The organism is Stenotrophomonas sp. ZAC14D2_NAIMI4_7 (assembly GCF_003086675.1).
Lineage (GTDB): Bacteria > Pseudomonadota > Gammaproteobacteria > Xanthomonadales > Xanthomonadaceae > Stenotrophomonas.
In genome coordinates, this window is the sequence record NZ_CP025995.1 from 4,314,744 (window position 1) to 4,339,326 (window position 24,583).

The 24,583-nt window shown below is 66.0% G+C and carries 21 protein-coding genes, 1 tRNA gene and 1 pseudogene; 7 read left to right on the forward strand and 16 right to left on the reverse strand.

Annotated features, from left to right (window positions below):
* Position 1: 1 nt before the first annotated feature.
* The 10 genes and pseudogenes from C1922_RS19660 to C1922_RS20750 form a co-directional block, all read right to left on the reverse strand.
* Positions 2 to 772, reverse strand: coding sequence for a glycosyltransferase family 2 protein (locus tag C1922_RS19660; protein ID WP_108751323.1), 771 nt, complete (start codon positions 770 to 772; stop codon positions 2 to 4).
* Entirely contained in the window at positions 762 to 2,444 is a 1,683-nt protein-coding gene (locus C1922_RS19665) for an AMP-binding protein (protein WP_108751663.1), read from the reverse strand. The genes C1922_RS19660 and C1922_RS19665 overlap by 11 nt, the downstream gene beginning before the upstream one ends.
* The gene (locus C1922_RS19670; protein WP_108751664.1) at positions 2,437 to 2,988 is read right to left on the reverse strand and encodes a hypothetical protein; all 552 of its coding nucleotides are present in this window, start codon (positions 2,986 to 2,988) and stop codon (positions 2,437 to 2,439) included. The genes C1922_RS19665 and C1922_RS19670 overlap by 8 nt, the downstream gene beginning before the upstream one ends.
* Before the next feature lie 22 nt (positions 2,989 to 3,010).
* Positions 3,011 to 3,268, reverse strand: coding sequence for an acyl carrier protein (locus tag C1922_RS19675; protein WP_108751324.1), 258 nt, complete (start codon positions 3,266 to 3,268; stop codon positions 3,011 to 3,013).
* Positions 3,269 to 3,283: 15 nt separating this feature from the next.
* A complete protein-coding gene (locus tag C1922_RS19680; RefSeq protein WP_005411610.1) occupies positions 3,284 to 3,541 on the reverse strand; it encodes a phosphopantetheine-binding protein in 258 nt (85 codons plus the stop codon).
* On the reverse strand, positions 3,528 to 4,325 hold the full coding sequence (locus C1922_RS19685; protein ID WP_108751325.1) for a lysophospholipid acyltransferase family protein: 798 nt from the start codon (positions 4,323 to 4,325) through the stop codon (positions 3,528 to 3,530). The genes C1922_RS19680 and C1922_RS19685 overlap by 14 nt, the downstream gene beginning before the upstream one ends.
* Positions 4,318 to 5,061 carry a beta-ketoacyl synthase chain length factor gene (locus C1922_RS19690; RefSeq protein WP_108751326.1) on the reverse strand — a complete coding sequence of 248 codons (744 nt, stop codon included), beginning with the start codon at positions 5,059 to 5,061 and terminating at the stop codon, positions 4,318 to 4,320. Before C1922_RS19690 ends, C1922_RS19685 begins: the two co-directional genes overlap by 8 nt.
* 216 nt (positions 5,062 to 5,277) lie before the next feature.
* Positions 5,278 to 6,291: a cytochrome d ubiquinol oxidase subunit II gene (cydB, locus tag C1922_RS19695; protein WP_108751327.1), complete on the reverse strand. Its 1,014-nt coding sequence runs from the start codon at positions 6,289 to 6,291 to the stop codon at positions 5,278 to 5,280.
* 1 nt (position 6,292) lies between these two features.
* Positions 6,293 to 7,690 carry a cytochrome ubiquinol oxidase subunit I gene (locus C1922_RS19700; RefSeq protein WP_108751328.1) on the reverse strand — a complete coding sequence of 466 codons (1,398 nt, stop codon included), beginning with the start codon at positions 7,688 to 7,690 and terminating at the stop codon, positions 6,293 to 6,295.
* 813 nt (positions 7,691 to 8,503) lie between these two features.
* A pseudogene (locus C1922_RS20750) lies at positions 8,504 to 8,730 on the reverse strand (IS110 family transposase); the annotation flags it as partial.
* A 490-nt stretch (positions 8,731 to 9,220) separates the two neighbouring features.
* Between C1922_RS20750 and C1922_RS19705 the strand changes: the two are divergent.
* The 6 genes from C1922_RS19705 to hemF all read left to right on the forward strand — a co-directional run bounded on the left by C1922_RS19705 (position 9,221) and on the right by hemF (position 15,804).
* Entirely contained in the window at positions 9,221 to 10,132 is a 912-nt protein-coding gene (locus tag C1922_RS19705; RefSeq protein ID WP_108751329.1) for a hypothetical protein, read from the forward strand.
* Positions 10,125 to 11,036, forward strand: a complete 912-nt coding sequence (locus C1922_RS19710) for a nucleotidyl transferase AbiEii/AbiGii toxin family protein (RefSeq protein ID WP_108751330.1) — start codon at positions 10,125 to 10,127, stop codon at positions 11,034 to 11,036. The genes C1922_RS19705 and C1922_RS19710 overlap by 8 nt, the downstream gene beginning before the upstream one ends.
* A gap of 459 nt (positions 11,037 to 11,495) precedes the next feature.
* Complete coding sequence (locus C1922_RS19720) at positions 11,496 to 13,862, forward strand: S9 family peptidase (RefSeq protein ID WP_108751331.1); 2,367 nt, start codon at positions 11,496 to 11,498, stop codon at positions 13,860 to 13,862.
* Entirely contained in the window at positions 13,859 to 14,278 is a 420-nt protein-coding gene (locus tag C1922_RS19725; RefSeq protein ID WP_108751332.1) for an NUDIX domain-containing protein, read from the forward strand. Before C1922_RS19720 ends, C1922_RS19725 begins: the two co-directional genes overlap by 4 nt.
* A gap of 34 nt (positions 14,279 to 14,312) precedes the next feature.
* A complete protein-coding gene (locus C1922_RS19730; protein ID WP_108751333.1) occupies positions 14,313 to 14,876 on the forward strand; it encodes a hypothetical protein in 564 nt (187 codons plus the stop codon).
* A 31-nt stretch (positions 14,877 to 14,907) separates the two neighbouring features.
* On the forward strand, positions 14,908 to 15,804 hold the full coding sequence (hemF, locus tag C1922_RS19735; RefSeq protein WP_108751334.1) for an oxygen-dependent coproporphyrinogen oxidase: 897 nt from the start codon (positions 14,908 to 14,910) through the stop codon (positions 15,802 to 15,804).
* Positions 15,805 to 16,275: 471 nt separating this feature from the next.
* On the opposite strand, the gene polA is transcribed toward hemF, so the two are convergent.
* The gene (gene polA, locus C1922_RS19745; protein WP_108751336.1) at positions 16,276 to 19,050 is read right to left on the reverse strand and encodes a DNA polymerase I; all 2,775 of its coding nucleotides are present in this window, start codon (positions 19,048 to 19,050) and stop codon (positions 16,276 to 16,278) included.
* A gap of 86 nt (positions 19,051 to 19,136) precedes the next feature.
* On the opposite strand from polA, the gene C1922_RS19750 reads away from it, so the two are divergent.
* The gene (locus tag C1922_RS19750) at positions 19,137 to 19,421 is read left to right on the forward strand and encodes a DUF2782 domain-containing protein (protein ID WP_108751337.1); all 285 of its coding nucleotides are present in this window, start codon (positions 19,137 to 19,139) and stop codon (positions 19,419 to 19,421) included.
* A gap of 129 nt (positions 19,422 to 19,550) precedes the next feature.
* On the opposite strand, the gene C1922_RS19755 is transcribed toward C1922_RS19750, so the two are convergent.
* The 5 genes from C1922_RS19755 to C1922_RS19770 form a co-directional block, all read right to left on the reverse strand.
* Positions 19,551 to 19,997, reverse strand: a complete 447-nt coding sequence (locus tag C1922_RS19755) for a universal stress protein (protein WP_108751338.1) — start codon at positions 19,995 to 19,997, stop codon at positions 19,551 to 19,553.
* Between the two features lie 117 nt (positions 19,998 to 20,114).
* Positions 20,115 to 21,131 (reverse strand): RNA 3'-terminal phosphate cyclase, encoded by a 1,017-nt coding sequence (gene rtcA / locus C1922_RS19760; RefSeq protein ID WP_108751339.1) that lies wholly within the window; start codon positions 21,129 to 21,131, stop codon positions 20,115 to 20,117.
* Between the two features lie 57 nt (positions 21,132 to 21,188).
* On the reverse strand, positions 21,189 to 22,415 hold the full coding sequence (locus C1922_RS19765; protein WP_108751340.1) for an RtcB family protein: 1,227 nt from the start codon (positions 22,413 to 22,415) through the stop codon (positions 21,189 to 21,191).
* Positions 22,416 to 22,499: 84 nt separating this feature from the next.
* Positions 22,500 to 22,640: transfer RNA gene (locus C1922_RS20470), tRNA-OTHER, on the reverse strand.
* Between the two features lie 277 nt (positions 22,641 to 22,917).
* Positions 22,918 to 24,465, reverse strand: a complete 1,548-nt coding sequence (locus tag C1922_RS19770) for a VWA domain-containing protein (RefSeq protein WP_108751341.1) — start codon at positions 24,463 to 24,465, stop codon at positions 22,918 to 22,920.
* Between the last annotated feature and the right edge of the window lie 118 nt (positions 24,466 to 24,583).

A 24,583-nucleotide genomic window follows, 5' to 3' on the forward strand; every position in this document is an offset into this window, starting at 1 on the left:
GTCAGCCCTGGCCCCGCAGGCGGCGCCACAGCAGGCGCGGCGCGCGCGGCAGCATGCCGAAGAACAGGCGTGTGTGCATGCGGCTGATGCGCACGTTGTCGCGCCACACATCGAAGTGCGACACGCCATCGGCCGGATAGGTCACGCGCGTGGCCAGGTGTTCCACCGGTACGTGCCGCCAGTAGAGGCGGACCATGATTTCGGTATCGAAATCCATGCGCCGGCCGATGGTTTCCTGGCCGACCAGGGCCAGCACCGGCGGCAGCGGATACACCCGGAAGCCACACATGGTGTCGCGCAGGTGCAACGACAGCGTGTTGATCCAGACCCAGATGTGGGTGGCGTAGCGACCGTACAGGCGCGCCTTGGGCACGCTGGCATCGTAGGCGGGAATGCCGCAGATCACCGCCTGCGGGCGGGCGTGCGCAGCGGCGATGAAGCGCGGCAGATCGCCGGTGTCGTGCTGGCCGTCGGCATCGATCTGCAGCACATGGCTGTAGCCGAGCCGCGCTGCTTCGGAAAAACCGGCCAGCATCGCGCCGCCCTTGCCCTGGTTCTGGTCCAGCCGCAGCAGATCGACGCCGGGCTGCGTGGACAACGCGCGCAGCACGGCCGCGCACGCAGGCGATGATCCATCGTCCACCAGCAGGCACGGCAGGCCCGCGGCCTGCACGCCCTGCACCACCGCGCCGATGGCGTGTTCGTGGTCGTACACGGGAATGACCACCAGCGGCGCGAAGGCGCCCCCGGTCGGCGCCGGCTCAGTGCGCATCGGTCAGAATCACCTTGCCGCTGGCATGCACGCCGTGCAGGGAGGTGTAGCGGAAGGTCAGCACGCCGCGCGGCGCATCCCAGTCCAGCTGCAGGGTCAGCTCGTCGCCGGGCCGCGCCACCTTCTGGAACTTCACCACGTCCATGCGCACGAAGCCGCCTGGCAGGTTGAAGGCCTGGCGGCCGAAGCGCACCGCCCAGTCCAGCTGGGCCACGCCGGGCAGGATCGCCGCCTGCGGGAAGTGGCCCTGGAACGCACGCAGCGCCGGGTCCAGGGTCATGCGCAGGGTCGCGCTGGCGTCGCCGCGCTGGTCCCACTGCGGCACCGGCAGCAACGGCTGGAACAATGCGGCCAGCGCCGCCTGGGTCACCTTGCCCTGGGCATTGATCGGCAGTGCCTGCACCAGCCGCCAACGGCGCGGGCGGGTCACCGCATCATGGCCCTGCGCCAGGCGGGCGCCCAGCCGCTGGCCCAGCGCGCGCCGTGCGGCATCACCGGCCTCGGCCAGCGCCGGATCGGCGGGCACCACCACGGCGGCCAGTTGTTCACGGTGCCCCTGCAGCACCAGCACGCGCGCGTCTTCCACTTCGGGGTCTTCGCGCAGGGCGCGTTCCAGCGCGTCCAGGGAAACCCGGCGCTCCTCGATCTTGACGATGCGGTCGGCACGCCCCAGCAGGCGGAAGCGGCCATCGGCCAGGGCTTCCACCCGATCCTGGGTCCGCCACCAGTCGGCGTTTTCCAGATGCGCCGAGGCCACCGCCAGGCAACCCTCTTCAATGCGCCACTGCACGCCCGGCAGCGGCTGCCACGGCGGCATGTCGGTATCCCAGCGGCGCCAGGCGATGCCGCCGGTCTCGCTGCTGCCATACACCTCGGTGGGTGCCACGCCCAGCCAGCCGCGCACCTGTCGGGCGGCGTCTTCGGGCAGCGGGCCGCCGGAGGAAAACACTGCGCGCAGGCGCCCATGCAGGCTGGCCCAGTCCAATTGTTCGGGCAGGCGCTTCAGGTGCGCCGGGGTCGCCACCAGCACGCTGTCGGCCGCGGCCAGGGTCGCGACCAGGTCTTCATGGAAGAACCGCCGCGGCTGCACCGGCCGCCCCGCCGCCAGCGGCCACAGCACGCGGAACAGCAGGCCGTAGATATGCTGGTGGGACACGGTGCCGTGCACCTGCGCGCCCTCCACCTGCGCACCGAAGGCCGCCTGCAGCGCATCGACCTCGCGCGCCAGCTGGTCCATGCGCTTGCTGATCGCGCTGGGCTGGCCGGTGCTGCCGGAGGTGAACACGCACAGTTCGCAGGCGCGTTCATCCAGTGCGTGCAGTGCGCCATCGGTGGGGGCAGCGGGACGCAGTGGCCGGTAATCGGCCGACACATCGCCCGCAAAGCCAGCGACCTGCGGCTGCAGCGCCTGCAGGGTGGCCGGCAGGTTGTCGGCGGCCAGGAATACGCGCTTGCCGGCATGCCACGCGCCGAACAGGGCCGCGGCGAAGGCGATGGCATCGTCGAAATACAGCGCCCAGTCGCGGCCCTCGGTCGCAGCGAACGCATCACGCCAGGCCACCACGCGCTGGCGCAGCGCGCTGTGGTCCAACGCCACCTCGCCACACAGACCGACCGGACGACCCGGCTGCGCGGTGACCATCAGGCGGTCCAGGGCGATCCACTCAGCCATGCGCATGTGCCGCCTTCACCCGCCGCCGCACCAGCCACTCACCTGCAAACAACACGCCCATCATCACGTACGCCAACAGTCCGTTGTAGAGCATCCAGACCCGATCCGACGCGTACAGCGCGGTGAGCAGGGCCAGGCCTCCGTTGAAAACGAAAAAGCCGCACCACACCTGGGTGACGCGACGGGTATAGACCACCGCGAACGGTGGCAGGTCCGGTTCCTGCAGGCGCGCCAGGCGCTCCACCAGCGGCGGGCCGAAGCGCAGGCTGGTGGCGAACACGCACAGCATCACCACGTTCACCAGCGCCGGGTACAGCTTCAGCGGCAGCGCCTGGTTGAGGACGGTGGCCAGCCCGGCCAGCAGGCCGGCACCGGCGGCGGCGGCCCACCACAGCGGTTGCCGGGTGGTCAGCGCGCGCAGCAGGGCCAGGCCGAACAGCAGCAGCGACAGCCAGCGTGGCTCGAAGCGGCCCATCGCGGCGTACACCAGCACGGGGTAGGCCAGCGAAAGCGCTGCCACCACGACCACGCGTGCCCGAGCCATGGCCGTGCCGTCTGCGCTGCGGTCAGGCGGCAGCCTGACCAGGCAGCAGGCCATGCACTACATCAACGATGTCCTGCACGGTGCGCACGGCCTTGAAGGCTTCCGGCTGCAGGTTGCGGCCCAGCAGCGGCTTCAGCTGCACGATCAGGTCGACCGCATCGATGCTGTCGATGTCCAGGTCGTCATACAGGCGCGCCTCCGGGGTGATCCGGGCCGGCTCGATCTCGAAGCTGTCGGTCAGGATGCGGACGATGCGCTCGAAAAGTTCATTCTTGGTCATGGCTGTTCCTGCGCCTTACGACTGGCGGGCGGCGACGAACTCGCCGAGCGCGCGCACGCTGGAGAAATGGCGACGGGTTTCTTCAGAGTCGGCCGAGAGGCTGACACCGTACTTCTTCTGGAGCGCCAGGCCCAGTTCCAGCGCATCGATCGAATCGAGGCCCAGGCCTTCAACGAACAGCGGCGCGGTCGGATCGATGTCCTCCGGCGTGATGTCCTCCAGTGACAGCGAGGAAATGATCAATTCCTTGATCTCGTGCTCAAGTGCTTGCACGGGTCGGATCTCCAGACAGGTCGAAATAACGAGTGAGGTGGTCGGTGACGCGACGGGCCGCCAAGGCATCCCCCCTCGGCGAGTCATCTTCGGCCAGGAACGGCGCGATCGCGATATCTTCGCCGATCTGCAGCTGAACGTGAAAACGACGTGAGGGCACACGATACCACTTCTGGCCCTTGGTCAGCGTGGGCGGGGTGCAGGTAATGCGCACCGGGGTGATGTCCAGCCGGCCACGCACGGCAATGTTGGCCGCGCCGCGCTGCAGGCGCAGCGGCTGGCCCGGCACGGTGCGGGTGCCTTCGGGGAAGATGACCAGGGTGCCGCCGGCATGCACGGCTGCCACGCAGTCATCCACCAGCCCGGCGCCATCGTCATTGGCGATGTAGCCGGCGGCGCGTACCGGACCGCGCATGAACGGGTTGCAGGCCACGGCCCGCTTCACCACGCAGTCGGCATTGGGCAGCAGCGCGATCAGGCAGACCACGTCGATCAGTGTGGGGTGGTTGGCCAGCACCAGCAGGCCGTCGCGCTGCAGGCGCTCGCGCCCTTCCACGTGCAGGGTCATCACCCCCAGACGGCACATCAGCCAGACGTGGCTGGCAAACGCGCCCTGCACCACCCGTCGCGCACGCCGCCGCCGCGCCACCGGGTCGCGCATCAGCAGCAGCAGCGGCATCACGAACACGCCCAGCAGCAGCCCGCCCACACCGAAGGCAGCAAAGCTCAGGCCGGTGCCGAACACCCGCCAGGCATGATCGAGGCGGCGCAGCGCCTCAGACACGGCGGCTCCAGCGCCAACGCTGGCCCTGGCTGACGTGCTCCAGGCTGGCGTCCTGGCCCAGCAGGAAGCGGTGCAGGTCCAGCGCGTGCGGCAGCAGGCCCGGGGCGGTCTGCGGCGCGCCCTCGGCCGCCTGCCAGGCCAGACGCAGGCCGGTACCGGCGGCATCAGCCGGCGCCAGGCGCCAGCACCAGGCGAAGAACGGGTCGGGTTCGTCGGCGAATTCCGCGTAAACGGCGGGCAACGAGGATTCATAGACCACGATGCGTACTTCCGGCGCGCCATCGGCCAGCAGCCCCACCGCTTCCAGACAGGCCGCTTCCACGGTGGCCTGGCCGGCGGCCAGCGCCAGGTAGTTGCCGCGGTGGCCGCGGGCGATGGAATACAGCGCGGCGATGGCGTTGTGCACCGACAGCCCGAAGCCGGTGGGCGACAGCGGCTCGTTGGCCGCCAGCGAACCCAGCAGTTCCATTGAACGGGCCACGTCGCCATGGCGGCTGGCGAACACCAGCGGCACCTGGCTGTCGGCGCCCTGCCCGTCTTCGCACCAGCAGGCGGTCTGGATGGCCATGCGGCCCAGGCGCTCGATGCGGCGCCGCTGCATGGCGGGAATTTCGGCCAGCGCAGGCGTGCCCTCGCCCTGCGGCAGGAACGGCGTGCGGGCCCAGTCCATCCATTGGCTGCGTTCGGTCAGCCCGGGTGCCCAGGCAGCCCAGTCGACTACGGAAAATTCAATCATTACCGGTGATGTTTGGATGGGCAGACAAGAGGCACGAGCCATTCATGGCGACGCGCGGCGGCCCCCCATTCCTGCAGCCGTGCGTCCGTCCAGGACGTCGCCGGCAGCCCCCCTGGCGGCCGGAAAGGAGCGCACGCTAGCACGTCCGGCGCAGGGAATACATGTTTCACAAACCCCAACGGGCAGCGGTCACCGGCCGCTGCCGTGGGTCCCCCCTCAGTGGTAGCCGGCGCCGGCGTGCACCTTGCCGCGGAAGACCCGGTACGACCATGCGGTATAGCCCAGGATGACCGGCAGCAACAGCACCAGCCCGACCAGGCTGAAGCCCAGCGACGAGGCCGGGGCGGCGGCCTGCCACAGGGTCATCGACGGCGGCAACAGGTAGGGCCACATGCCCAGCACCAGGCCGGCGAAGCCGAGCACGAACAGGCCCAGGCTGAGCAGGAACGGCGGCAGGTCGCGGCGCGGGTGGGTGGCGCTGTGCCACAGCGCGGCCGCCACCGCCAGGGTCAGCAGCGGTACCGGTGACAGCCACCAGAAGTTGCCGTCGCTGAACCAGCGGTCCATCAGCCGCGAGTGCAGGAATGGCAGCCAACTGCTGACCAGCCCCATCGCCACGATCACCGCGGCTACCAGCGGCCGGGTCAGCTGCCGCGCCAGTGCCTGCACGCGCCCTTCAGTCTTCAGGATCAGCCAGGTGCTGCCCAGCAGCGCGTAGCCAGCCACCAGTGCGGCACCGGTCAGCATCGCGAACGGGCTGAACCACACGAACGCCCCACCGCTGAAGCGACCATCCAGCAGCGGAATGCCCTGCACAAGGGTGCCCAGGATCACGCCCTGGGCGAAGGTCGCCAGCAGCGAGCCCAGGCCGAAGGCCACGCTCCACAGCCGGCGCGAACGGTGCGCCTTGAAGCGGAATTCGAAGGCCACGCCACGGAACACCAGCGCCACCACCAGCAGCAGCACCGGCAGGTAGAGCGCCGACAGCAGCACCGCATAGGCCTTGGGGAACGCGGCCAGCAGACCGGCACCGCCCAGCACCAGCCAGGTCTCGTTGCCGTCCCAGATGGGCGCGGCGGTGTTCATCATCAGGTCCAGTTGTTCCTCGTCCTCGGCGAACGGGGCCAGGATGCCGATACCCAGCACGAAGCCGTCCAGCACTACATACATCAGCACGCCGAAGCCGATCACCGCGAACCATGCCACCGGCAGCCAGGTCATCAGGTCCATCTCAACGCTCCTCCAGCGGTTCGTCAGCGGCCGACAGCGGCCGCGCCGGAGTGTGGCTGCCATGGTCCAGCGACGGCCCCTGGTCATAGGGCTGCGGGCCATGGCGCAGGATCTTCACCAGGTACCAGATGCCCCAGCCGAACACGAAGGCATAACCCACCACGTAAACCGCCAGCGACAACGCAGTCATCCATGCACTCTGCGGGCCCACCGCATCGGCGGTGCGCAGCACGCCATACACCACCCACGGCTGGCGACCCATCTCGGTGACGAACCAGCCGGACACCAGCGCGATGAAGCCGCTGGGCAGCATCCAGTTCCAGCCGCGCAGCAGCCACGGCGAATCCAGCAGTTTCTTCCGCCACAGCTGCACGGCCGACACCCAGGCCAGCAGCAGCATCAGCGTGCCTAGCCCGACCATGATGCGGAAGGCAAAGAACACCGGCGTCACCGGCGGCCGCTCGCTGGCCGGTACAGACGTGAGCGGATCGAAGGTGCCGTCCAGCGAATGGGTCAGGATCACGCTGCCCAGCTTGGGGATGGCCACTTCGAAATCGTTGCGCTGTTCTTTTTCGTTGGGCAGGGCGAACACCACCAGCGGCACGCCCTCGCCGGCCTTGCTTTCATGCCAGTGCGCTTCCACCGCCGCGATCTTCATCGGCTGGTGCTTCAGCGTGTTCAGGCCATGCATGTCGCCGACGAAGATCTGCACCGGCACGGTCAGCGCGGCAAACGCCACCGCGGCGATCAGCATGCGCCGGCCCGCCTCGACGTGCGTGCCCTTGCGCAGGTACCACGCGCCGACGCCACCGATCACGAAACAGGTGGTGATGAACGAACCCAGCGCCATGTGCGCCAGCCGATACGGGAAGGACGGGTTGAACACCACCTGCCACCAGTCCACCGGGTGCACGATGCCGTTGATCATTTCGTAGCCGGCCGGCGTGTGCAGCCAGCTGTTGGACGACAGGATCCAGAACGTGGAGAACAGCGTGCCCAGCGCCACCATGCAGGTGGACAGGAAATGCAGGCGCGGCGACACCCGGCCCCAGCCGAACATCATCACGCCGAGGAAGCTGGCTTCGAGGAAGAACGCCGTCAGCACTTCATAGGTCAGCAGCGGGCCGATGACCGTACCGGCCACTTCACTCAGTCGCGGCCAGTTGGTGCCGAACTGGAAGGCCATGACGATGCCGCTGACCACGCCCATGCCGAAGGACACGGCGAAGATCTTCTGCCAGAAGAAGTAGAGATCGCGCCATACGGGCAACTTCGTGCGCAGCCAGCGCCATTCGATGAAGGCCAGCCAGCTGGCGGTACCGATGGTGAAGGCGGGGAACAGCACATGGAAACTGATGACGAATCCGAACTGGATCCGCGACAACAACAACGCGTCCAAGGGACGCCTCCTGCCGGGTACGGGTGGGATACCGGACCACTTTAGGAGGATTTGGTTAAGCCGGGATGCGACTGGGTGACGCGCTGCTTCACTTTGTCGCAGGGGTCAACCGCTCTGGTAGCTGCCAACCTTGGTTGGCACACATCCAGGCGCCGACCAAGGTCGGCATCTACCAACAGCGACTGGCGCGCCCCATGCCCGGCGGGGGCTGTCAGTGCCAGAAATACCAGGCCGCTGCACCCAGCAGCTCGCCAAACAACAGCACCTGCACCACCACGTACAGCACACCGCTGTCGCGCGCTTCCGCCATGCAGCCGCTGCTGCAGCGCCTCGCTCACATCAGGCACGGCGTGCCTGCAGTTCCTGCTCAAGATGCGTCGGCGCCAAAATACGGAAAGTGCATTACAATGAACGTCCTTAGGACGTTCATTGTAATGCACTATTCAATTGCAACGCAAGAATTCGACCCGAAGGCCATAAGTGCCTGTTTTATTAACGTTAAAAAACCTCAGCCCGTGCGCATTCTCGCTGGTTTGACGTACAATTTAACCATACGATACAATCTACGTCCTAAGGACGTAGATTGTATCGTATGTTCTAATTTATCGAGGCATCGGGAGGTGTCCGCGACCAGGGTCGCGCCCAAACGAGCTCGCTTACGCTTGGGCTGTCAGGGGCCCAAGCGCGCTGAACCCGCCTTGCACTCAGTCCAGTAGCAGCAGTGTGGCCGGAGGGGCCCAGGCCCTCCTGACAGTCGCGCACGGTAATGTCGACCGTTGGCCGGCAGCCAGTGATGGCGTCCGAGTGCGCCCGTTAAGCGTGGATCGGCCCGCTTTCAGTGTCGTGTACGCGAGCATTAAGGATCGCCAAGACCCCCCGCATCACTGCCACGGCAGCCACTTCACCCTCTTTGCCGCGGACCATCAGTGACTGATAGAAGCCCCCCAACGGGACTGATGCCCCATGACTGACGTCGCCGCCATGTAAAGCACTTAACGGATCTCCGCTCTACCGCGCCGGATGCTTCACTCTCCTCGCATCGCGTCGCCGTCGCCGTCGCCGTCGCGGGATATGGGGCCGCCCCGACTAGGCCACAGGGCGATCGTCGAGATCCGGCTCGCACGACCGCCCACGCCGGCTCTCGACGTCTACCTCGCTAGATTCCGATCAGATAAGACCTTGGCGCAAGGCCCAGGTACGCCTGACTTGACTGGCGCTGCGGTCGAGCGGCACCGGAAATGTTGCGGGCTCACTTCGCATCGCGACAACACCATCAAGAAACGCTCAACTCAAAAAACGGAAAGTGTATTACACTGAACGTCCTAAGGACGTTCAGTGTAATACACTATTCAAATTCAATGCAAGAGTTCAAGCAGAGGGCGTAAGTGTTTGTTTTATTAATGTTAAAAATCTGAGCCGATGCATTTGCTCGCCGGGTTGCTCTAAATTTCGCACATGCGCTACAATCTACGTCCTTAGGACGTAGATTGTAGCGCATGTAGGTATTTTTCGATACGTAAGGAGGTGTCCGTGACTAAGGTCGTGTCTAAACGAATTCGCTGGCGAGATGCCTTGGTTGCCCAGGTGCTGAGTGAACGCCAGCCACCCGTTGTCAGCAGCTATTGGCTGGCTCTCAAGGTTTTTCAACTAACTCAGTTGTCCCACTTCGATGGGCGTCCGCTTCAGGTACCGGAGCGAGGGCCTGATCAGCGCATGTTTACAGATGCCCGAAATGCACTGATCAGCCGAGGGGTGCTCCACCAAAGCAAGGGACTGCATCCCTCTCTTTACAGGACATCCAATGAGCCCCAGGACGCCGCTGAGCTCATGTGCGCAATCGATCCGTTTGGCTATGTCGCTTACTTAAGCGCCATGGCTTATCACGGATTGACCAACCGCCTACCTAAGGTACTGTACTTCGTAAGCCCCAATCCAAACCTCTGGAAGGATCTTGCTCAAGAGCGCATGCGTAAAGACCTAGGCTCGCTCTATGGGGATTTCGTGTTCACGCGCCTACCAAGGTTGCGGCACTTCAACATTGAGAAGATCGATGGCGTGGTGATAGAGGAAATCAGAACCAAGGAGCGTCGAGGTTGGCGATCGGCCAATGACGGCGCACTGCGCGTTACCGGAATAGGCAACACATTCCTCGATATGCTGCAGCGTGCTGACATTTGTGGCGGGATGAGGCATGTGATCGACGTGTTCGAAGAGCATGCCAGATTGCACCTTTCTTCCATTGTCACGGCCGTAAACACGCATGGGTCTGTCATTGACAAGATGCGTGCTGGTTACATCTTGGAGACCCATTGCGGCATCGATAGCCCTGAGGTTGATGCGTGGGCCGCTCTTGCGAGCCGTGGCGGGTCACGAAAGCTTGATCCTCAGGGCGAGTACTCGTCTGAATTTTCATCAAAATGGTGCATATCCATAAATGTCTAGCCTTCTAGAGAACATCCCTACCTGGGTTGAGAGCGCGCCGGCTGCCGAAAGAAACTTCCGAAAAGCAGTACACGTTGTTCTGCACGCCATCGCTACCGATAGGCGACTTAGCCAGCTTCTGTGTCTGAAGGGTGGAATTCTGATGGCGCTTCACTACCGAAGTGAGCGCTATACGACAGACATCGACTTCTCAACCAAAGATCCGTTCTCGGTTAGTGCGGAAGAAGAGACCAAAGCGTTGTTGGAAACACGATTGGCGTCTGCGTCCGAAGACTTGGGGTATGACATTGATTGCCGGCTGCAACGCTGGGACGTTCAGCCCGGCAGAGACAAGACATACGTCTCGATCTTCATGAAGGTTGGATACGCGGTGCGAGGTTCACGTGCGCATCCCAGGCTGATACGAGGTGAATCGGCAGAGACCGTTAGCATTGACTACAACTACTTGGAGTCCATACCCCAGATTGAGGAAGTAAGCATCGGCTCGGATGGGGTGCTTAGAGTCTATGCACTTCCCACGCTGGTGGCCGAGAAGATCAGGTCTCTGATTCAGCAGCCCATTCGAAAGCGGAACAGGCGACAAGATGTCTATGATCTTCGCCACCTTCTATTGGAACGCCCAGAGCTATACGGCGATGAATGTAGGCGAATTGTCGTCGAAGACATCATCATTAAATGTGCTGACCGGGATGTTCCTGTTGGCCCAACATCGCTTAATCAAAAGGATGTACATGATATGGCCCTCAAGGAATACAACTTTCTTCAGGATGAAATTTCAGGGGAGCTTCCTGAATTCGAAGAGGCCTATGAGCTCGTCAGGTCGTACTTCAGCAATCTTCCTTGGCCTTTGCTGTCTGATAATGCGAATGCGGATTCCGGGATCCCAGCCGATCTCTCTATCTAGCCGCCTTGAAATTAGGCCTGCAGGCTCTGGTACAGGGCCCACACACGTTTGATCTGGCTGGCACTGCATCCGGCCAGTCGTACATGCTTTCTGCCGGCACGCATGTTCTGACTGGTCACCATTCTTGTCATCTCCGGAAAGCGCGCACAACGGCGGCAGCCCCATCGACGCCAGGAACATAGAGGTCCCTTTGATCGTGATGTTCTGGATGGTCATGTTGTGGGTGTAGCGAAACTCGGACAGGCGCTTCAAGTCGTCATCGGTCAGATGCCGAACGGCAATGGTCCGATTGGCGCCCAACATGGGCACCGCCCTGACCAGTCCCTTGCGCACCCATCATGCGCCACGCGAGGCCCCGCCGGGCCTTTGCCCAAGCGGTCTGCCATGACCTGTGGCCCCCTCCCCCGGCGCGGGCGGCTGCTACCCTTGCCCGGTTTCCTCTTCTGGTGCCGTCCGCCCATGTCCCGAGTGCTGCCCCTGTCCCTTCTGCTGTCGGCCATCCTGGCCGCACCGGCCGCGCATGCCGCGCCCACGCCGATCACCATCGAACAGGCCATGGCCGACCCGGACTGGATCGGTCCGCCGGTGGAAAAGGCCTGGTGGTCGTGGAACAGCCAGCAGGTGGAATACCAGCTCAAGCGCAATGGCAGCCCGGTGCGCGACACCTTCCGCCAGCCGCTGGCCGGTGGCGCCGCCGCGCAGGTGGCCGATGACCAGCGCGGCACCCTGGACGTGGCCGAGCCGGTCTACGACCGCAGCCGCAGCCGCAGCGCCTTCGTGCGCAATGGCGATGTGTTCGTGCGCGACCTGCGCAGCGGCGCGCTGACCCAGCTGACCCGCAGCAACGAACGCGCCACTGGGGTGAACTTCGCCGCCGACAACGGCGTGACCTGGCGCGTGGGCCAGAACTGGTTCCACTGGACCGCGGCCAGCGGCGTGCAGCAGGTGGCCAGCCTGAAGGCCGACAAGGACCCGGCCAGCAAGCCCAAGGATGACCTGCTGCGCGACCAGCAGCTGCGCACCCTGGAAACCCTGCGCCGCGACCGTGACCAGCGCGAAGCGCTGAAGGACCAGGACCAGCGCTGGCGCCAGGCCGACCCGACCCGCGCGGCCGCACCGATCTACCTGGGCGCCGACGTGGAGATCGTCGACAGCCTGCTGTCGCCGGACCTGGGCCACCTGATCGTGGCCACCAAGGCCAAGGATTTCGACGACGGCCGCACCAGCAAGATGCCGCTGTACGTGACCGAATCGGGCTACGAGGAAACCGAAGACACCCGCACCCGCGTCGGCCGCAACGGCTTTGAACCGCACACCCTGTGGTTCGTGGACGTACGTACCGGCAAGGCGCAGAAGCTGTCGTTGTCGGGCCTGCCGGGCATCGGCGCCGACCCGCTGGCCGAGCTGCGCCGCAAGGCTGGCAAGGACGCGCTGAAGGGCGACCGCAGCGTGCAGGTGATGAGCGACTTCATGGGTGGCGGCATGCGCTGGAGCGCGGACGGCCAGCAGGCCGCGGTGATGTTGCGCGCCAACGACAACAAGGACCGCTGGATCGTCAGCGTCGGCAACGATGGCCGCGTGCAGAACCGCCACCGGCTGACCGACAACGCCTGGATCAACTGGGGCTTCAACGATTTCGGCTGGATGGCCGACGGCCGCACGCTGTGGCTGCTTTCGGAAGAATCGGGCTACTCGCACCTGTACACCCAGACCGGCACGGCCAAGCCGCAGGCGCTGACCGGCGGCAAGTGGGAAACCTCCGCGCCGGTGCTGTCGGCCGACGGCAAGGGCTTCTACTTCCTGTGCAACCAGCAGGCGCCGCACGACTATGAAGTCTGCGCGGTCGACACCGGCAACCGCCAGGTACGCGAGCTGACCAGCCTCAACGGCGTGGAAGACTTCTCGCTGTCGCCCGATGGCCAGCAGCTGCTGGTGCGCTACTCGGGCGCCTACCTGCCGCCGCAGCTGGCGGTGCTGCCGTCCGCCGGTGGCCAGGCCCGCGTGCTGACCGACACCCGCACCGCCGAATACAAGGCGCGTGAGTGGGTGCAGCCGAAGCTGGTGGCGGTGCCGTCCAAGCACGGCGCCGGTGTGGTCTGGGCCAAGTACTACGAACCCGAGCATAAGGAACCGGGCAAGAAGTACCCGATCGTGATGTTCGTGCACGGTGCCGGCTACCTGCAGAACGTGCACCAGCGCTACCCCGCCTATTTCCGCGAGCAGATGTTCCACAACCTGCTGGTGGAGAAGGGCTACATCGTGCTGGACATGGATTACCGCGGCAGCGAGGGCTACGGCCGCGACTGGCGCACGGCCATCTACCGCAACATGGGCCACCCGGAACTGGAAGACTACAAGGACGGCCTGGACTGGCTGGTGGACACCCAGCAGGGTGACCGCGACCACGCCGGCATCTACGGCGGTTCCTACGGCGGCTTCATGACCTTCATGGCGCTGTTCCGTTCGCCGGGCACGTTCAAGGCCGGCGCCGCGCTGCGCCCGGTGGTGGACTGGAACAACTACAACCACGCCTACACCAGCAACATCCTGAACACCCCGGACATCGACCCGGAGGCGTACCGCACGTCCTCGCCCATCGAGTACGCGCAGAACCTGCAGGACAACCTGCTGATCGCCCACGGCATGATGGATGACAACGTGTTCTTCCAGGATTCGGTGCACCTGACCCAGCGCCTGATCGAGCTGCACAAGGACAACTGGTCCATCGCGCCGTACCCGCTGGAACGCCACGGCTACACCCGTGCCGATTCCTGGCTGGACCAGTACAAGCGCATCCTCAAGCTGTTCGAGCAGAACCTGAAGTGAGCGACGCCGCGGCCACGATCCAGATCGTGGCCGCGGTCATCCTGGATGACCGCGGCCGGGCGCTGGTGGTGCGCAAGCACGGCGCCCAGCGCTTCATCCAGCCCGGGGGCAAACCCGAGCCCGGCGAAGCGGCGCTGACCGCGCTGGCGCGCGAGCTGCAAGAAGAACTGGGCGTGCAGCTGCAGCGTGATTCGGCCATTGCGCTGGGCCGCTTCCAGGACTGGGCAGTGAATGAGCCCGGCCACCGTGTGCAGGCCCAGGCCTGGTGGGTACGGGTGGCGGGCACGCCCCGCGCGCAGGCCGAGATTGCCGAATTGGCCTGGGTGCCGCTGCAGCCGCCGCACGGCCTGCCCTTGGCACCCTTGAGTGAACACCATATCCTGCCGGCGGTCGCCGCCCTGGCGACGGCCCGCTGACCTGGCGGGCGCCATCGCAGCGCAAGGACACCGGATGTCTCCCTCCATTCCCGATCTTCCCTCGCCGGCCGCGGCCCCCCTCAACACGTGGGTGAAACCGCTGGCACAGGGCTCGTTCTGGCTGTGTCTGTTGATGGTGGTCTACTTCCTGGGCCAGGCCGTGGTGGCGGCCGTGCTGGCGCCGACCGCGCTCTGGCAGGCACTGGTGAAGCTGGCCTGGGAAAACCAGCTGGACGGCAGCCTGCTGTGGATGCTCGCGCACCCGGTGGCGACGTCCCTGATCGCTGCGCTGCTGTGCCTGGGCTCCACCCTGGCCAGCTGGGGCCTGTGGCGCGAGCGCCGCTGGGGTCTGTGGGCCTTCGTGTGGGCGCTGGGGCTGAGCGCACTGGCGAACTTCGTCATCACCTGGTGGCTGGATGTGGTGATGCTGCAGTTCATCGGGCTGGCCGCCAACGATGGCGAGCTGCTGCAGCAGCTGCAGGTGCAGCGGCTGCTGATGACGCTCACGCTGCTGGGCACCTCGGTGCTGTTCGCCGGCCTGCAGGGCTGGCTGGGCTGGCGCCTGCTGCGGCCGGACATCCGCGCGCGGTTCCGCTGAAGGGTGCCACCGCTGCGGTAAAGTACGCGGCATGAACGAATTCGAGCGCGTGCGCGCCTACCTGACCGACCTGCAGGACCGCATCTGTGCGGCCATTGAAGCCGCCGATGGCAGCGCGCGCTTCCAGGAAGACCTGTGGCAGCGCGCCGAGGGCGGCGGCGGACGCACCCGCGTGCTGCGCGATGGCGCGGTGTTCGAACAGGCGGGCATCGGCTTTTCCGATGTCTGTGGCAGCCGCCTGCCGCCGTCGGCCTCGGCCAACCGGCCGGAACTGGCCGGCGCATCGTGGCGCGCCACCGGGGTATCGCTGGTGTTCCATCCGCTCAATCCCCACGTGCCCACCACCCACGCCAACGTGCGCTTCTTCCAGGCGCAGCGCGACGGGGAAGTGGTGGCCAGCTGGTTTGGCGGCGGCTTCGACCTGACCCCGTTCTATCCGCAGGACGAGGACGTGCAGCACTGGCATGGGGTGGCCCGCGATCTGTGCGCGCCGTTCGGCGAAGAACGCTACGCCGCCCACAAGCGCTGGTGCGACGAGTACTTCTTCCTGCGCCACCGCAACGAAACGCGCGGCGTGGGCGGGCTGTTCTTCGACGACCTGCATGGCGATTTCGAACGCGATTTCGACTACCTGCGCGCGGTGGGCGATGGCTTCCTGCAGGCTTACCTGCCGATCGTGCAGCGGCGCAAGGATGCCGCCTACGGTGAACGCGAGCGCGAGTTCCAACTGTATCGTCGCGGCCGCTATGTGGAATTCAACCTGGTGTACGACCGCGGCACCCTGTTCGGGCTGCAGAGCGGCGGCCGCAGCGAGAGCATCCTGATGAGCCTGCCGCCGCGCGTGCGCTGGGAATACGGGTTCAGCCCCGAAGCCGGCAGTGCCGAGGCGCGCCTGGCCGATTACCTGGTGCCGCGCGACTGGGTGTAGCGCCATGCTGCGTTCAACCCGACCAATGCGTATGCCGCAATGCCCGTAGCGTCGAGCCTGCTCGACGCTACCGGTGACGTGTCACTGCCCAGCAAGGCGTTCTGTACAGGGTTGCCCAGCAGCACGCGCGTGGGATGTGCGAACAGATCGTGCATTGCCGGTTTCCCCAGCGGAGCGATGGCCCTGCGCGGGGCAGCAGCGAACAAATAAAAAGCCCCGCTGACCAGGGGGAGGTCAACGGGGCCGGGGAACGGGTGCTTGGGGAGGAGCCCCCGTTCCGAGATCTGCTCCAGGGGATGGGAGAGATCCACAACAGGCGTTGCGCCTGTCGAGAGTTATAGAAACACCCCGAACACTAACGGTTCGTGAAGGGCGCCCATTTAATCGTTCGCTCCTCTGGAAACATTCATCTTCGAGTCAGAAAATACCCTCAACTGAATGAATTCACGTCGTTAAAGACCGGAATGCGACTCAGTGCGCTTCATCCCAGTTGCTGCCAATGCCGGTATCGACCACCAGCGGCACCCGCAACTGTGCCGCTTGCGACATGTGTTCGACCACGTGCTTACGCAGTTCCTCTGTGAAACCGGCCGCGCTTTCGAAGACCAGTTCATCGTGCACCTGCAGGATCATCCGCGCCGGTGCCCCGCTGTCGCGCAGCCACTGGTCCACCGACACCATCGCCCGCTTGATGATGTCCGCCGCCGTGCCCTGCATGGGGGCGTTGATGGCCGCGCGTTCAGCGCCAGCCCGTAGGCCCTGGTTGCGGGCATTGATGTCATTCAGGTACAGGCGGCGGCCGAACAGGGTTTCCACATAGCCCTGCTCGCGCGCCTGCTGCCGCATGCGTTCCATGAAGTCGCGCACGCCCGGGTAGCGGCTGAAGTACAGCGCCACGTAGTCCTGTGCCTGGCCGCGGTCGATGCCCAGGTTGCGGGCCAGGCCGAAGGCGCTCATGCCGTACATCAGGCCGAAGTTGATGGCCTTGGCGGCGCGGCGCTCGTTGGGCGTCACCTCGTCCAGGGTGCGGCCGAACACTTCCGCAGCGGTGGCGCGGTGCACGTCGGCGCGCTGCTCGAAGGCGCGCACCAGGCCGGGGTCTTCGGACAGGTGGGCCATGATCCGCAGCTCGATCTGCGAATAGTCGGCGGCCAGCAGCTGGCAGCCTTCCGGGGCGACGAAGGCGCGGCGGATGCGGCGGCCATCGTCGGTGCGGATCGGAATGTTCTGCAGGTTCGGGTCCGACGAGGACAGGCGGCCGGTGGCGGCGCCGGACTGGTGGTAGCTGGTGTGCACGCGGCCGGTGTCCGGGTTCACCATTTCCGGCAGCTTGTCGGTGTAGGTGCTGCGCAGCTTGGCCAGCCCGCGGTATTCCAGGATCACCCGCGGCAGCTCGTGCTGGTCGGCGATCGCCTCCAGCGCTTCCTCGTTCGTGCTGGGCTGGCCCTTCGGGGTCTTCACCACCGCCGGCAGCTTCAGCTCGTCGAACAGCACGGCCTGCAGCTGCTTGGGCGAATCCAGGTTGAAGCTGCGGCCGGCCAGTTCGGTAGCCTTCTGCTGCGCGGCCAGCATGCGCGAGGACAGGTCCTGGCTCTGTCGGCGCAGTTCGGCGGTGTCGATGTGCACGCCGTTGGCTTCGATGGTGGTCAGCACCGGCACCAGCGGCATCTCGATGCTGCGGTACACGCTGTCCAGGCTCGGTTCGGCCAGCAGCTGCGGGCGCAGCGCGTGGTGCAGGCGCAGGGTGATGTCGGCGTCCTCCGCCGCGTAGCGGCTGGCTTCGTCGATACCCACCTGCGAGAACGGAATCTGCTTGGCGCCCTTGCCGGCCACATCCTCGAACTTGATGGTGTTGTAGCCCAGGTAGCGCAGGGCCAGCGAATCCATGTCGTGGCGGGTGGCCGTGGAATTGAGCACGAAGCTCTCAAGCATGGTGTCGTCGTGGTAGCCCTGCACCTCCACCCCGTGGCGGCGCAGCACGTGCAGGTCGTACTTGCCATGCTGGCCCAGCTTCTTCTTCGCCGGGTCCTGCAGCAGCGGGCGCAGCGCGTCCAGCACCTGCTGCAGCGGCAGCTGTGCCGGCGCACCGGGATAATCGTGGCCGACCGGAATGTAGGCGGCCTTGCCTGGCTCCACTGCCAGGCTGATGCCGACCAGGCGCGCACGCATCGCGTCCAGCGCGTCGGTCTCGGTATCGAAACTGATCAGCTCGGCCTGCTGCAGGCGCTGCACCCAGGCCTGCAACTGTTCGTCGGTCAGCACGGTTTCGTACTCGCCCGGTGCGGCCAGCGCAGGGTCCAGTTCACCCGCAGCCGGCGCTTCGGCGCTGCCGCGGGCAAAACCGGCGGCGGTGCCACGCAGGCTGGGGGTGGCTTCGCTGGCGGCGGCCGGGGCTGGCAGCGGCGCACCCAATTCCTTCAGCGCCTGGGTGAAACCGTAGCGCGCGTACAGCTCGGTCAGCACCGGCACGTCCTGCTCGCGCAGCGCCAGCGTGGACGGGCTCGCTTCCAGCTCCACGTCGGTGCGGATGGTCACCAGATCGCGGTTCAGCGGCAGGCGATCCAGCGCCGCGCGCAGGTTTTCGCCGATCTTGCCCTTCATGGTCGGGGCGGCGGCCATTACGCCGTCCAGCGTCTGGTATTCGGCCAGCCACTTGGCCGCGGTCTTCGGCCCGCACTTCTCCACACCCGGCACGTTGTCCACGGTGTCGCCCATCAGCGCCAGCAGGTCGATGATCTGGTCGGCACGCACGCCGAACTTGTCCATGACGGCCGCGTCCGAATCCATGCGGCTGCCGGTCATGGTGTTCACCAGTTCGATGCCCGGGCGCACCAGCTGGGCAAAATCCTTGTCGCCGGTGGAAATGGTCACCTTCAGGTCCTGTGCCACGCCCTGCAGGGCCAGCGTGCCGATCACATCGTCGGCCTCCACGCCGGGAACGCGCAGGATGCTGATGCCCAGCGCTTCGACGATGCGGCACATCGGTTCCACCTGGCTGCGCAGGTCGTCGGGCATGGGCGGGCGGTTGGCCTTGTACTGGTCGTACAGGTCGTCACGGAAGGTCTTGCCCGGCGCATCCACCACGAACGCCACGTAGGCCGGGCGCTCCTTCAGCGTGGAACGCAGCATGTTGACCACGCCGAACAGCGCGCCGGTGGGTTCACCCTGTGCGTTGGACAGGGGCGGCAGCGCGTGGAACGCGCGGTACAGGTAACTGGACCCGTCGATCAGGACTAATCTGCTCATGCGGCGATTCTACGCGCCCGCGCCTGCACGGCGGCGACACGGTGATGGGGCATAATCAAGACCCGATCCAGGCAAAGGCCCTGCCGATGAAGACCCTGATGCTGGCGTCCGTGCTCCTGCTTGCTGGCTGCGCCAGCATGGGCGGTGCCGGCGCTCCCCCGGTGGACGTGAAGGGTGCCGAAGTGTCCAGCCGCACCATGGACAACGGCGATACCATCGAGGAGTACCGCGTGTCCGGCCAGCTGCGCATGGTCAAGGTCACCCCGTCGCGGGGCGCACCGTTCTACATGTATGACCGGAACGGCGACGGCCGCATGGACAACGACAAGGATGGCGTGTCGCCGGTGTACTGGAAGCTGTACAGCTGGTGATGCAGCGCGGGGTCGGATGCCTTTCCGCAGGAAAGGGCTCTGACCCCATCAAGGCCGAACGCCACAAAAGATGACGCCGGTACGCATCCTGCGCACCGGCGTCGGTCCCCTCCCCGGGAACGCGTGAATTCAGCGGATGACCAGCACCGGCAGCGAGCTGCGCGCCAGCACTTCGGCGGTCTGGCTGCCCAGCAGTACGCGGGTCACCCCACGGCGGCCGTGCGAGGTCATCACGATCAGATCGCTGTTGCGATCAGCGGCGGTTTCGATGATGCCGTCGGCCGCGTAGCGGTCCAGCACATGCACCGGGTTGGCCTTGATGCCCTGCTCGGCGGCCTTTGCCAGCGCCGGCTGCAGCACCTTCTGTGCCCCTTCCTCGCGGTCGGCCTTGTACTCGGGGCTGTTCATGTAGCCCACGCTCCAGCCCATGGCGTCGTACATGCCGACGGCCCACGGCTCGGAAACCGTCACGATATCGACCTCGGCATCGAGGTCCTTGGCCAGCTCCAGGCCCTTGGCAAGGCCCTTGTCGGCCAGCTCGGAACCGTCGGTGGCGATCAGGATGCGCGTGTACATGGTATGGCTCCGTGGCGATCTGCCGAATGGGAACACCACCATTACACAGCCGATGTGCACGCCGTGCCTTGAGCAGGATCAATGCGCGAGGTTGGCGCCCTGCGGGGTGCGGGGCACCTACGCCTCGACGGTCACCCGCCAGGCGCCTTCATGCGGCTGCCAGTCGAACTCCACCGGCAGGAACTTCTCGATCAGCCGGGCGTTGCTGGCCAGATGGTCGCTGATGACGTGGGTGGTGAAGGCGCCGCCGCCGGCCAGGGCCATCGGCAACAGCAGCTGGTCGGACAGGTATTCACCCACGTAGGCGTTGCCCTGCAGGTACTGCTGTACGCGCGCCGACAGACGTGCGCCCACCTGCTCGGCACTCACCCCGCGCTCGCCGTGGCCATCGAACACTTCCACGTGGCTGCCGTGCTGCACGCGCACCAGGGCGACATTGCCCGGGCCCAGCGCAGGGCGGATCGACTGCACGTGGCGCGGGTGCGGGTCGACGCCCAGGATGTCGGCCAGCACCTGCAGCTCGCGCAGGCCGATGCTGCTGGACAGGCCGGACATCAGCACCTGCGCCTGCAACGCATGCAGGGCCGGCCGCTGCTCCAGCTGCGGCGCCTGCAACGCAGCGCACGGCTGCACCTGCAGTTCGATCACGCCGCCACCGGCCGGGTGGAAGCCATGCTGCAGCAACTGCATCGAGGCCTGCACACCCATCCGTGCCAGTGACGGCAGGTAGCTGTCGGCGATGAAATCGGCGCTGGGTGCCAGCGGATTGTGGGTGCCGCCTTCCAGGCGCAGGCGCGAGGGCTGCTGCGCGCGCCACAACGCCGGCAGCACGGTCTGCAGCACCAGCGTGGCCGAACCGGCACTGCCGGTGGCGAAGTGGTAGTCGCCAGCCGACACCACGCCGGGCTCGAAGCGCAGTGAGGTGGCACCCAGCGCAGCGCCATGCGTGCAGGCGTTGCCCACCCGCGCGGCGGCATTCACCGCGGTCAGGTGCTGGCGCATCAAGCCCGGCTTGCGCCGGATCGCGCGGATGTTCTGCAGGGTGAAGCCAATGCCGGTGCACAGGCTCAGGGTCAGGGCCGAGCGCAGCAGCTGCCCGCCGCCCTGCCCGCCATCAAGTTCAATCATGTCCATGTATGGGTTTCTCCATCCTGCCGCGCGCGGCGCAGTGTACGCCGCGCGCGGCCCGCTTCATCCCTTCACGCACACCACCTGGCGCAGCGTGTGCACGATCTCGACCAGATCGCGCTGGGCCTCCATCACCGCCTCGATCGGCTTGTAGGCCGCCGGCGATTCATCCACCACCTCCGCATCTTTGCGGCATTCCACGTGCGCGGTGGCTCTGGCGTGCTCGTCCACGGTGATCAGCTTGCGCGCCTGGGTACGGCTCATCACGCGGCCGGCGCCGTGGCTGCAGCTGTGGAAGCTGTCCTCGTTGCCCAGCCCGCGCACGATGAAGCTCTTAGCGCCCATGCTGCCGGGAATGATGCCCAGCTCGCCCTTGCGCGCGCTCACCGCGCCCTTGCGGGTCAGCATCACGTCCTTGCCGAAGTGGGTCTCGCGGCTCACGTAGTTGTGGTGGCAGTTCACCGCCTCGGCCTGGGCCTCGAACGGCTTGCTGATGACCGTGCGCACGGCGGCCACCACGTTGCGCATCATCACCTCGCGGTTCATGCGGGCGAAACGCTGTGCCCATTCCACTGCGAATACATAGTCACCGTAGTGCTGGCTGCCCTCGGGCAGGTACGCCAGGTCCTGGTCGGGCAGGTTGATCATCCAGCGGCGCATTTCCTGCTTGGCCAGTTCGATGAAGTAGGTGCCGATGGCATTGCCCACGCCGCGCGAGCCGGAGTGCAGCATGAACCACACGCGCTGGTCCTGGTCCAGGCACACTTCGACGAAGTGGTTGCCGGTGCCGAGGGTACCCAGGTGCTTGAGGTTGTTGGTGTTCTTCAGGCGCGGGTGGCGCTCGCAGATCAGCGCGAAGTCATCCACCAGCTGCTTCCAGCCTTCGATGGCCAGCTCCGGCGGCGTGTCCCAGCTGCCCTTGTCACGGCCGCCACGGGTCACGCTGCGGCCGTGCGGCACCGCCCGCTCGATCGCGCTGCGCACCGCCGACAGGTTGTCCGGCAGGTCGCTGGCATCCAGCGTGGTGCGCACGGCCATCATGCCGCAGCCGATGTCCACGCCGACCGCAGCGGGAATGATCGCGCCGACGGTCGGCACCACCGACCCCACGGTCGCGCCCTTGCCCAGGTGCACGTCGGGCATCACCGCAATCCACTTGTGGATGAACGGCAGTCTGGCGATGTTCTGCAGCTGCTCGCGTGCCTGGTCTTCCAGTGGCACGCCGCGCGTCCACAGCTTGATGGGTGCAGCGCCCGGCTGCTGGATCACGTCATGGTTCACAGTGGTCATGGTGATGTTTCCTTTCATCCAATACAAAAAAAAAGAAGGTGCGGTGACAAAGGTGGCCGAACGCTCCGGCTGCCACGTTGCCGTTGCAGCCGGCCGGGACTTGAACCCGACCCCGAAGGGTTTCCGATGTAGTTCGGCCTGCATTCCCCGCGCAACGAAAGCGAAGGTGCCGGCAGCACGACGAGGGGTGGAGGAACATCCTGCTCTACCACTGAGCTACCGCTGTATTGCCACAGCGGGCGGGGCTCGAACCCGCGACCCGGAGCTTAGAAGGCTGTAGTTCCTCCGGCATTCGCAATGCCGGCGTTGAAACAGGTGCGGTGACAAAAGGAGTGGAACATCTCTTTCCCCACAGCCGGCAGGAAAGGCGGGATTTGAACCCGACCCCGAAGGGACAACCAATGTAGTTCCACCAGCATTCACCGCGAAACGCTTGAATTCCTGGTCCTGCCCGGCTGGCCCCATTGCCAGCCGGGCGGTCCCTGGCGACATCCTTGCCGCCTTACAACGTCATGTCCTGGATGCGCTGCACCCAGCCACTGCCATCGGCCGGTGCCTGCGCGTACTGGCCCAGCAGATCGAACACGGCATCGCTGAAGCCGCCGATGTGCAGCACGTCTTCGCGCTGCACCGTCTGGCTGCTGGCCACCGGCTGCAGGTCGATGCAGACCAGGCGCGCCTGCGGGCAACGCTGCTTCAGCACCTCCCACGCCCGCATCGTGGCCGTCGCACCGCTCTGGCGGGTGTCGCGCCAGCTCTCGTTGTCCGACACCAGCACCACCAGGTCGACCTGCGCGCGGCGACGGTTGAGGTCTTCCAGCGGTGCGCTGACCGAGGTGCCGCCACCGTTGATCGCCAACTGTGCGGCCAGGGTCATCACGCTGTCGCGCGGGTTCAACCGCACCGGCCGCACCTGGGTGTCGAACGGCAGCACCGTGGCCTGCGGCTGGCCGCGCAGCACACAGGCCGCGATCAAGGCCGCCACGTCCACACAGCGCACCGCCGTGCTGCCGCCCTTGCGGTAGCCGGTCAACGGCCACTGCATGGACCCGGACACGTCCACCGCAACCACTACCCGCCCCGGCAGCACCGGTACCGATGCCGTGGCGATCTCCATCGCATCCTGCAGTGCATCCAGGATCGGCAACGGCAGGCCCTTGCCGGCGTGGAACGCCATCAGCAACTGGTACGGCAGCACCCGCGAACGACGTACCTGCTGCGGGTCACGCAGCCGCGCGGCAATCAGTTCCACCATCGCCGCATCGTCGAACACGCCGTTGCGGGCGAACGTGTTGAGGTTCATCCGCATCGACTGCCAGGACGCGCTGCGCGCCAGCGCCGACCACTGCGCCGCATCCAGCGGCAGCGTGCTGAAGTACTGGAACGGCAGCGCCGGCGGCAGTCCCTGCGGGTCACGCTTGAACGCTTCGTAGGCCTGCACCAGCGCCGGCAGCTGCGCCGCGTCATACGGACGACCGACCACCCACGCATACAGCGCCTTGCGCTCGGCATCGACCGGCTTCGGGTGCGCCATGCGGATCAGATCCGCCAGCGACGGCTGTTGGCCGATGGCTGCACGCACCAGCGTTTCCACCGGGGCCTGCTGGATCCACTCACGCACCAGACGCTTGGGCAGCGAGCCCAGCGAACGGCGCCCGACTTGGCCACTGCGCATGATCTGCACGAAGGTGCGCAGCTGGCGACCGTTGTCGATCACCCGCGGGAACACCTGGGCAAACACCTTGGGGGCGCGCAGGCTGAGCACCGCCAGCAGCAGCGCCGGCATGTCCTTCATGTGCGCCACCTGGCGTGCATACACCGCGGTGCGTGCCACGAAGTCCGGCTCGACCTGCGCGGTCAGCGCCAGCACCTGCTGCAGCTGCGCGTCGGCGTTGCTGTAGAAGGTGTTGTTGAGGCAGCCGGTGGCCGCATACAGGGCCAGCGCAGCACGCGGGTCGCGGCGGTAGGCCAGACCACCGGCTTCATTGATGGTGGTAGCCGGCGGCAGCGCCGGGGCACGCGTGCTGGAGAAGAGCGTCAGGTTGGCCATCGTGGCGTCCTCGGCGGGAACAGCCCGCTTCGTGTCTTGGGATGTATGGAGCAATGGCCGTGCCAACTTTTTCCGGGCTTTCTCAACGCATTGTTTCTAATGTCTTCTTCTGATTTTT

What these genes read in the sequence shown, in the direction of transcription:
- polA (WP_108751336.1), bottom strand. Translation starts at nt 19,050, where the DNA reads ATGAGCAGATTAGTCCTGATCGACGGGTCCAGTTACCTGTACCGCGCG.
- C1922_RS19665 (WP_108751663.1), bottom strand. Translation starts at nt 2,444, where the DNA reads ATGGCTGAGTGGATCGCCCTGGACCGCCTGATGGTCACCGCGCAGCCG.
- cydB (WP_108751327.1), bottom strand. Translation starts at nt 6,291, where the DNA reads ATGGACCTGATGACCTGGCTGCCGGTGGCATGGTTCGCGGTGATCGGC.
- C1922_RS19730 (WP_108751333.1), top strand. Translation starts at nt 14,313, where the DNA reads ATGTCTCCCTCCATTCCCGATCTTCCCTCGCCGGCCGCGGCCCCCCTC.
- C1922_RS19660 (WP_108751323.1), bottom strand. Translation starts at nt 772, where the DNA reads ATGCGCACTGAGCCGGCGCCGACCGGGGGCGCCTTCGCGCCGCTGGTG.
- C1922_RS19765 (WP_108751340.1), bottom strand. Translation starts at nt 22,415, where the DNA reads ATGACCACTGTGAACCATGACGTGATCCAGCAGCCGGGCGCTGCACCC.
- hemF (WP_108751334.1), top strand. Translation starts at nt 14,908, where the DNA reads ATGAACGAATTCGAGCGCGTGCGCGCCTACCTGACCGACCTGCAGGAC.
- C1922_RS19690 (WP_108751326.1), bottom strand. Translation starts at nt 5,061, where the DNA reads ATGATTGAATTTTCCGTAGTCGACTGGGCTGCCTGGGCACCCGGGCTG.
- C1922_RS19675 (WP_108751324.1), bottom strand. Translation starts at nt 3,268, where the DNA reads ATGACCAAGAATGAACTTTTCGAGCGCATCGTCCGCATCCTGACCGAC.
- C1922_RS19770 (WP_108751341.1), bottom strand. Translation starts at nt 24,465, where the DNA reads ATGGCCAACCTGACGCTCTTCTCCAGCACGCGTGCCCCGGCGCTGCCG.
- C1922_RS19755 (WP_108751338.1), bottom strand. Translation starts at nt 19,997, where the DNA reads ATGTACACGCGCATCCTGATCGCCACCGACGGTTCCGAGCTGGCCGAC.
- C1922_RS19710 (WP_108751330.1), top strand. Translation starts at nt 10,125, where the DNA reads ATGTCTAGCCTTCTAGAGAACATCCCTACCTGGGTTGAGAGCGCGCCG.
- C1922_RS19670 (WP_108751664.1), bottom strand. Translation starts at nt 2,988, where the DNA reads ATGGCTCGGGCACGCGTGGTCGTGGTGGCAGCGCTTTCGCTGGCCTAC.
- C1922_RS19750 (WP_108751337.1), top strand. Translation starts at nt 19,137, where the DNA reads ATGAAGACCCTGATGCTGGCGTCCGTGCTCCTGCTTGCTGGCTGCGCC.
- C1922_RS19720 (WP_108751331.1), top strand. Translation starts at nt 11,496, where the DNA reads ATGTCCCGAGTGCTGCCCCTGTCCCTTCTGCTGTCGGCCATCCTGGCC.
- rtcA (WP_108751339.1), bottom strand. Translation starts at nt 21,131, where the DNA reads ATGGACATGATTGAACTTGATGGCGGGCAGGGCGGCGGGCAGCTGCTG.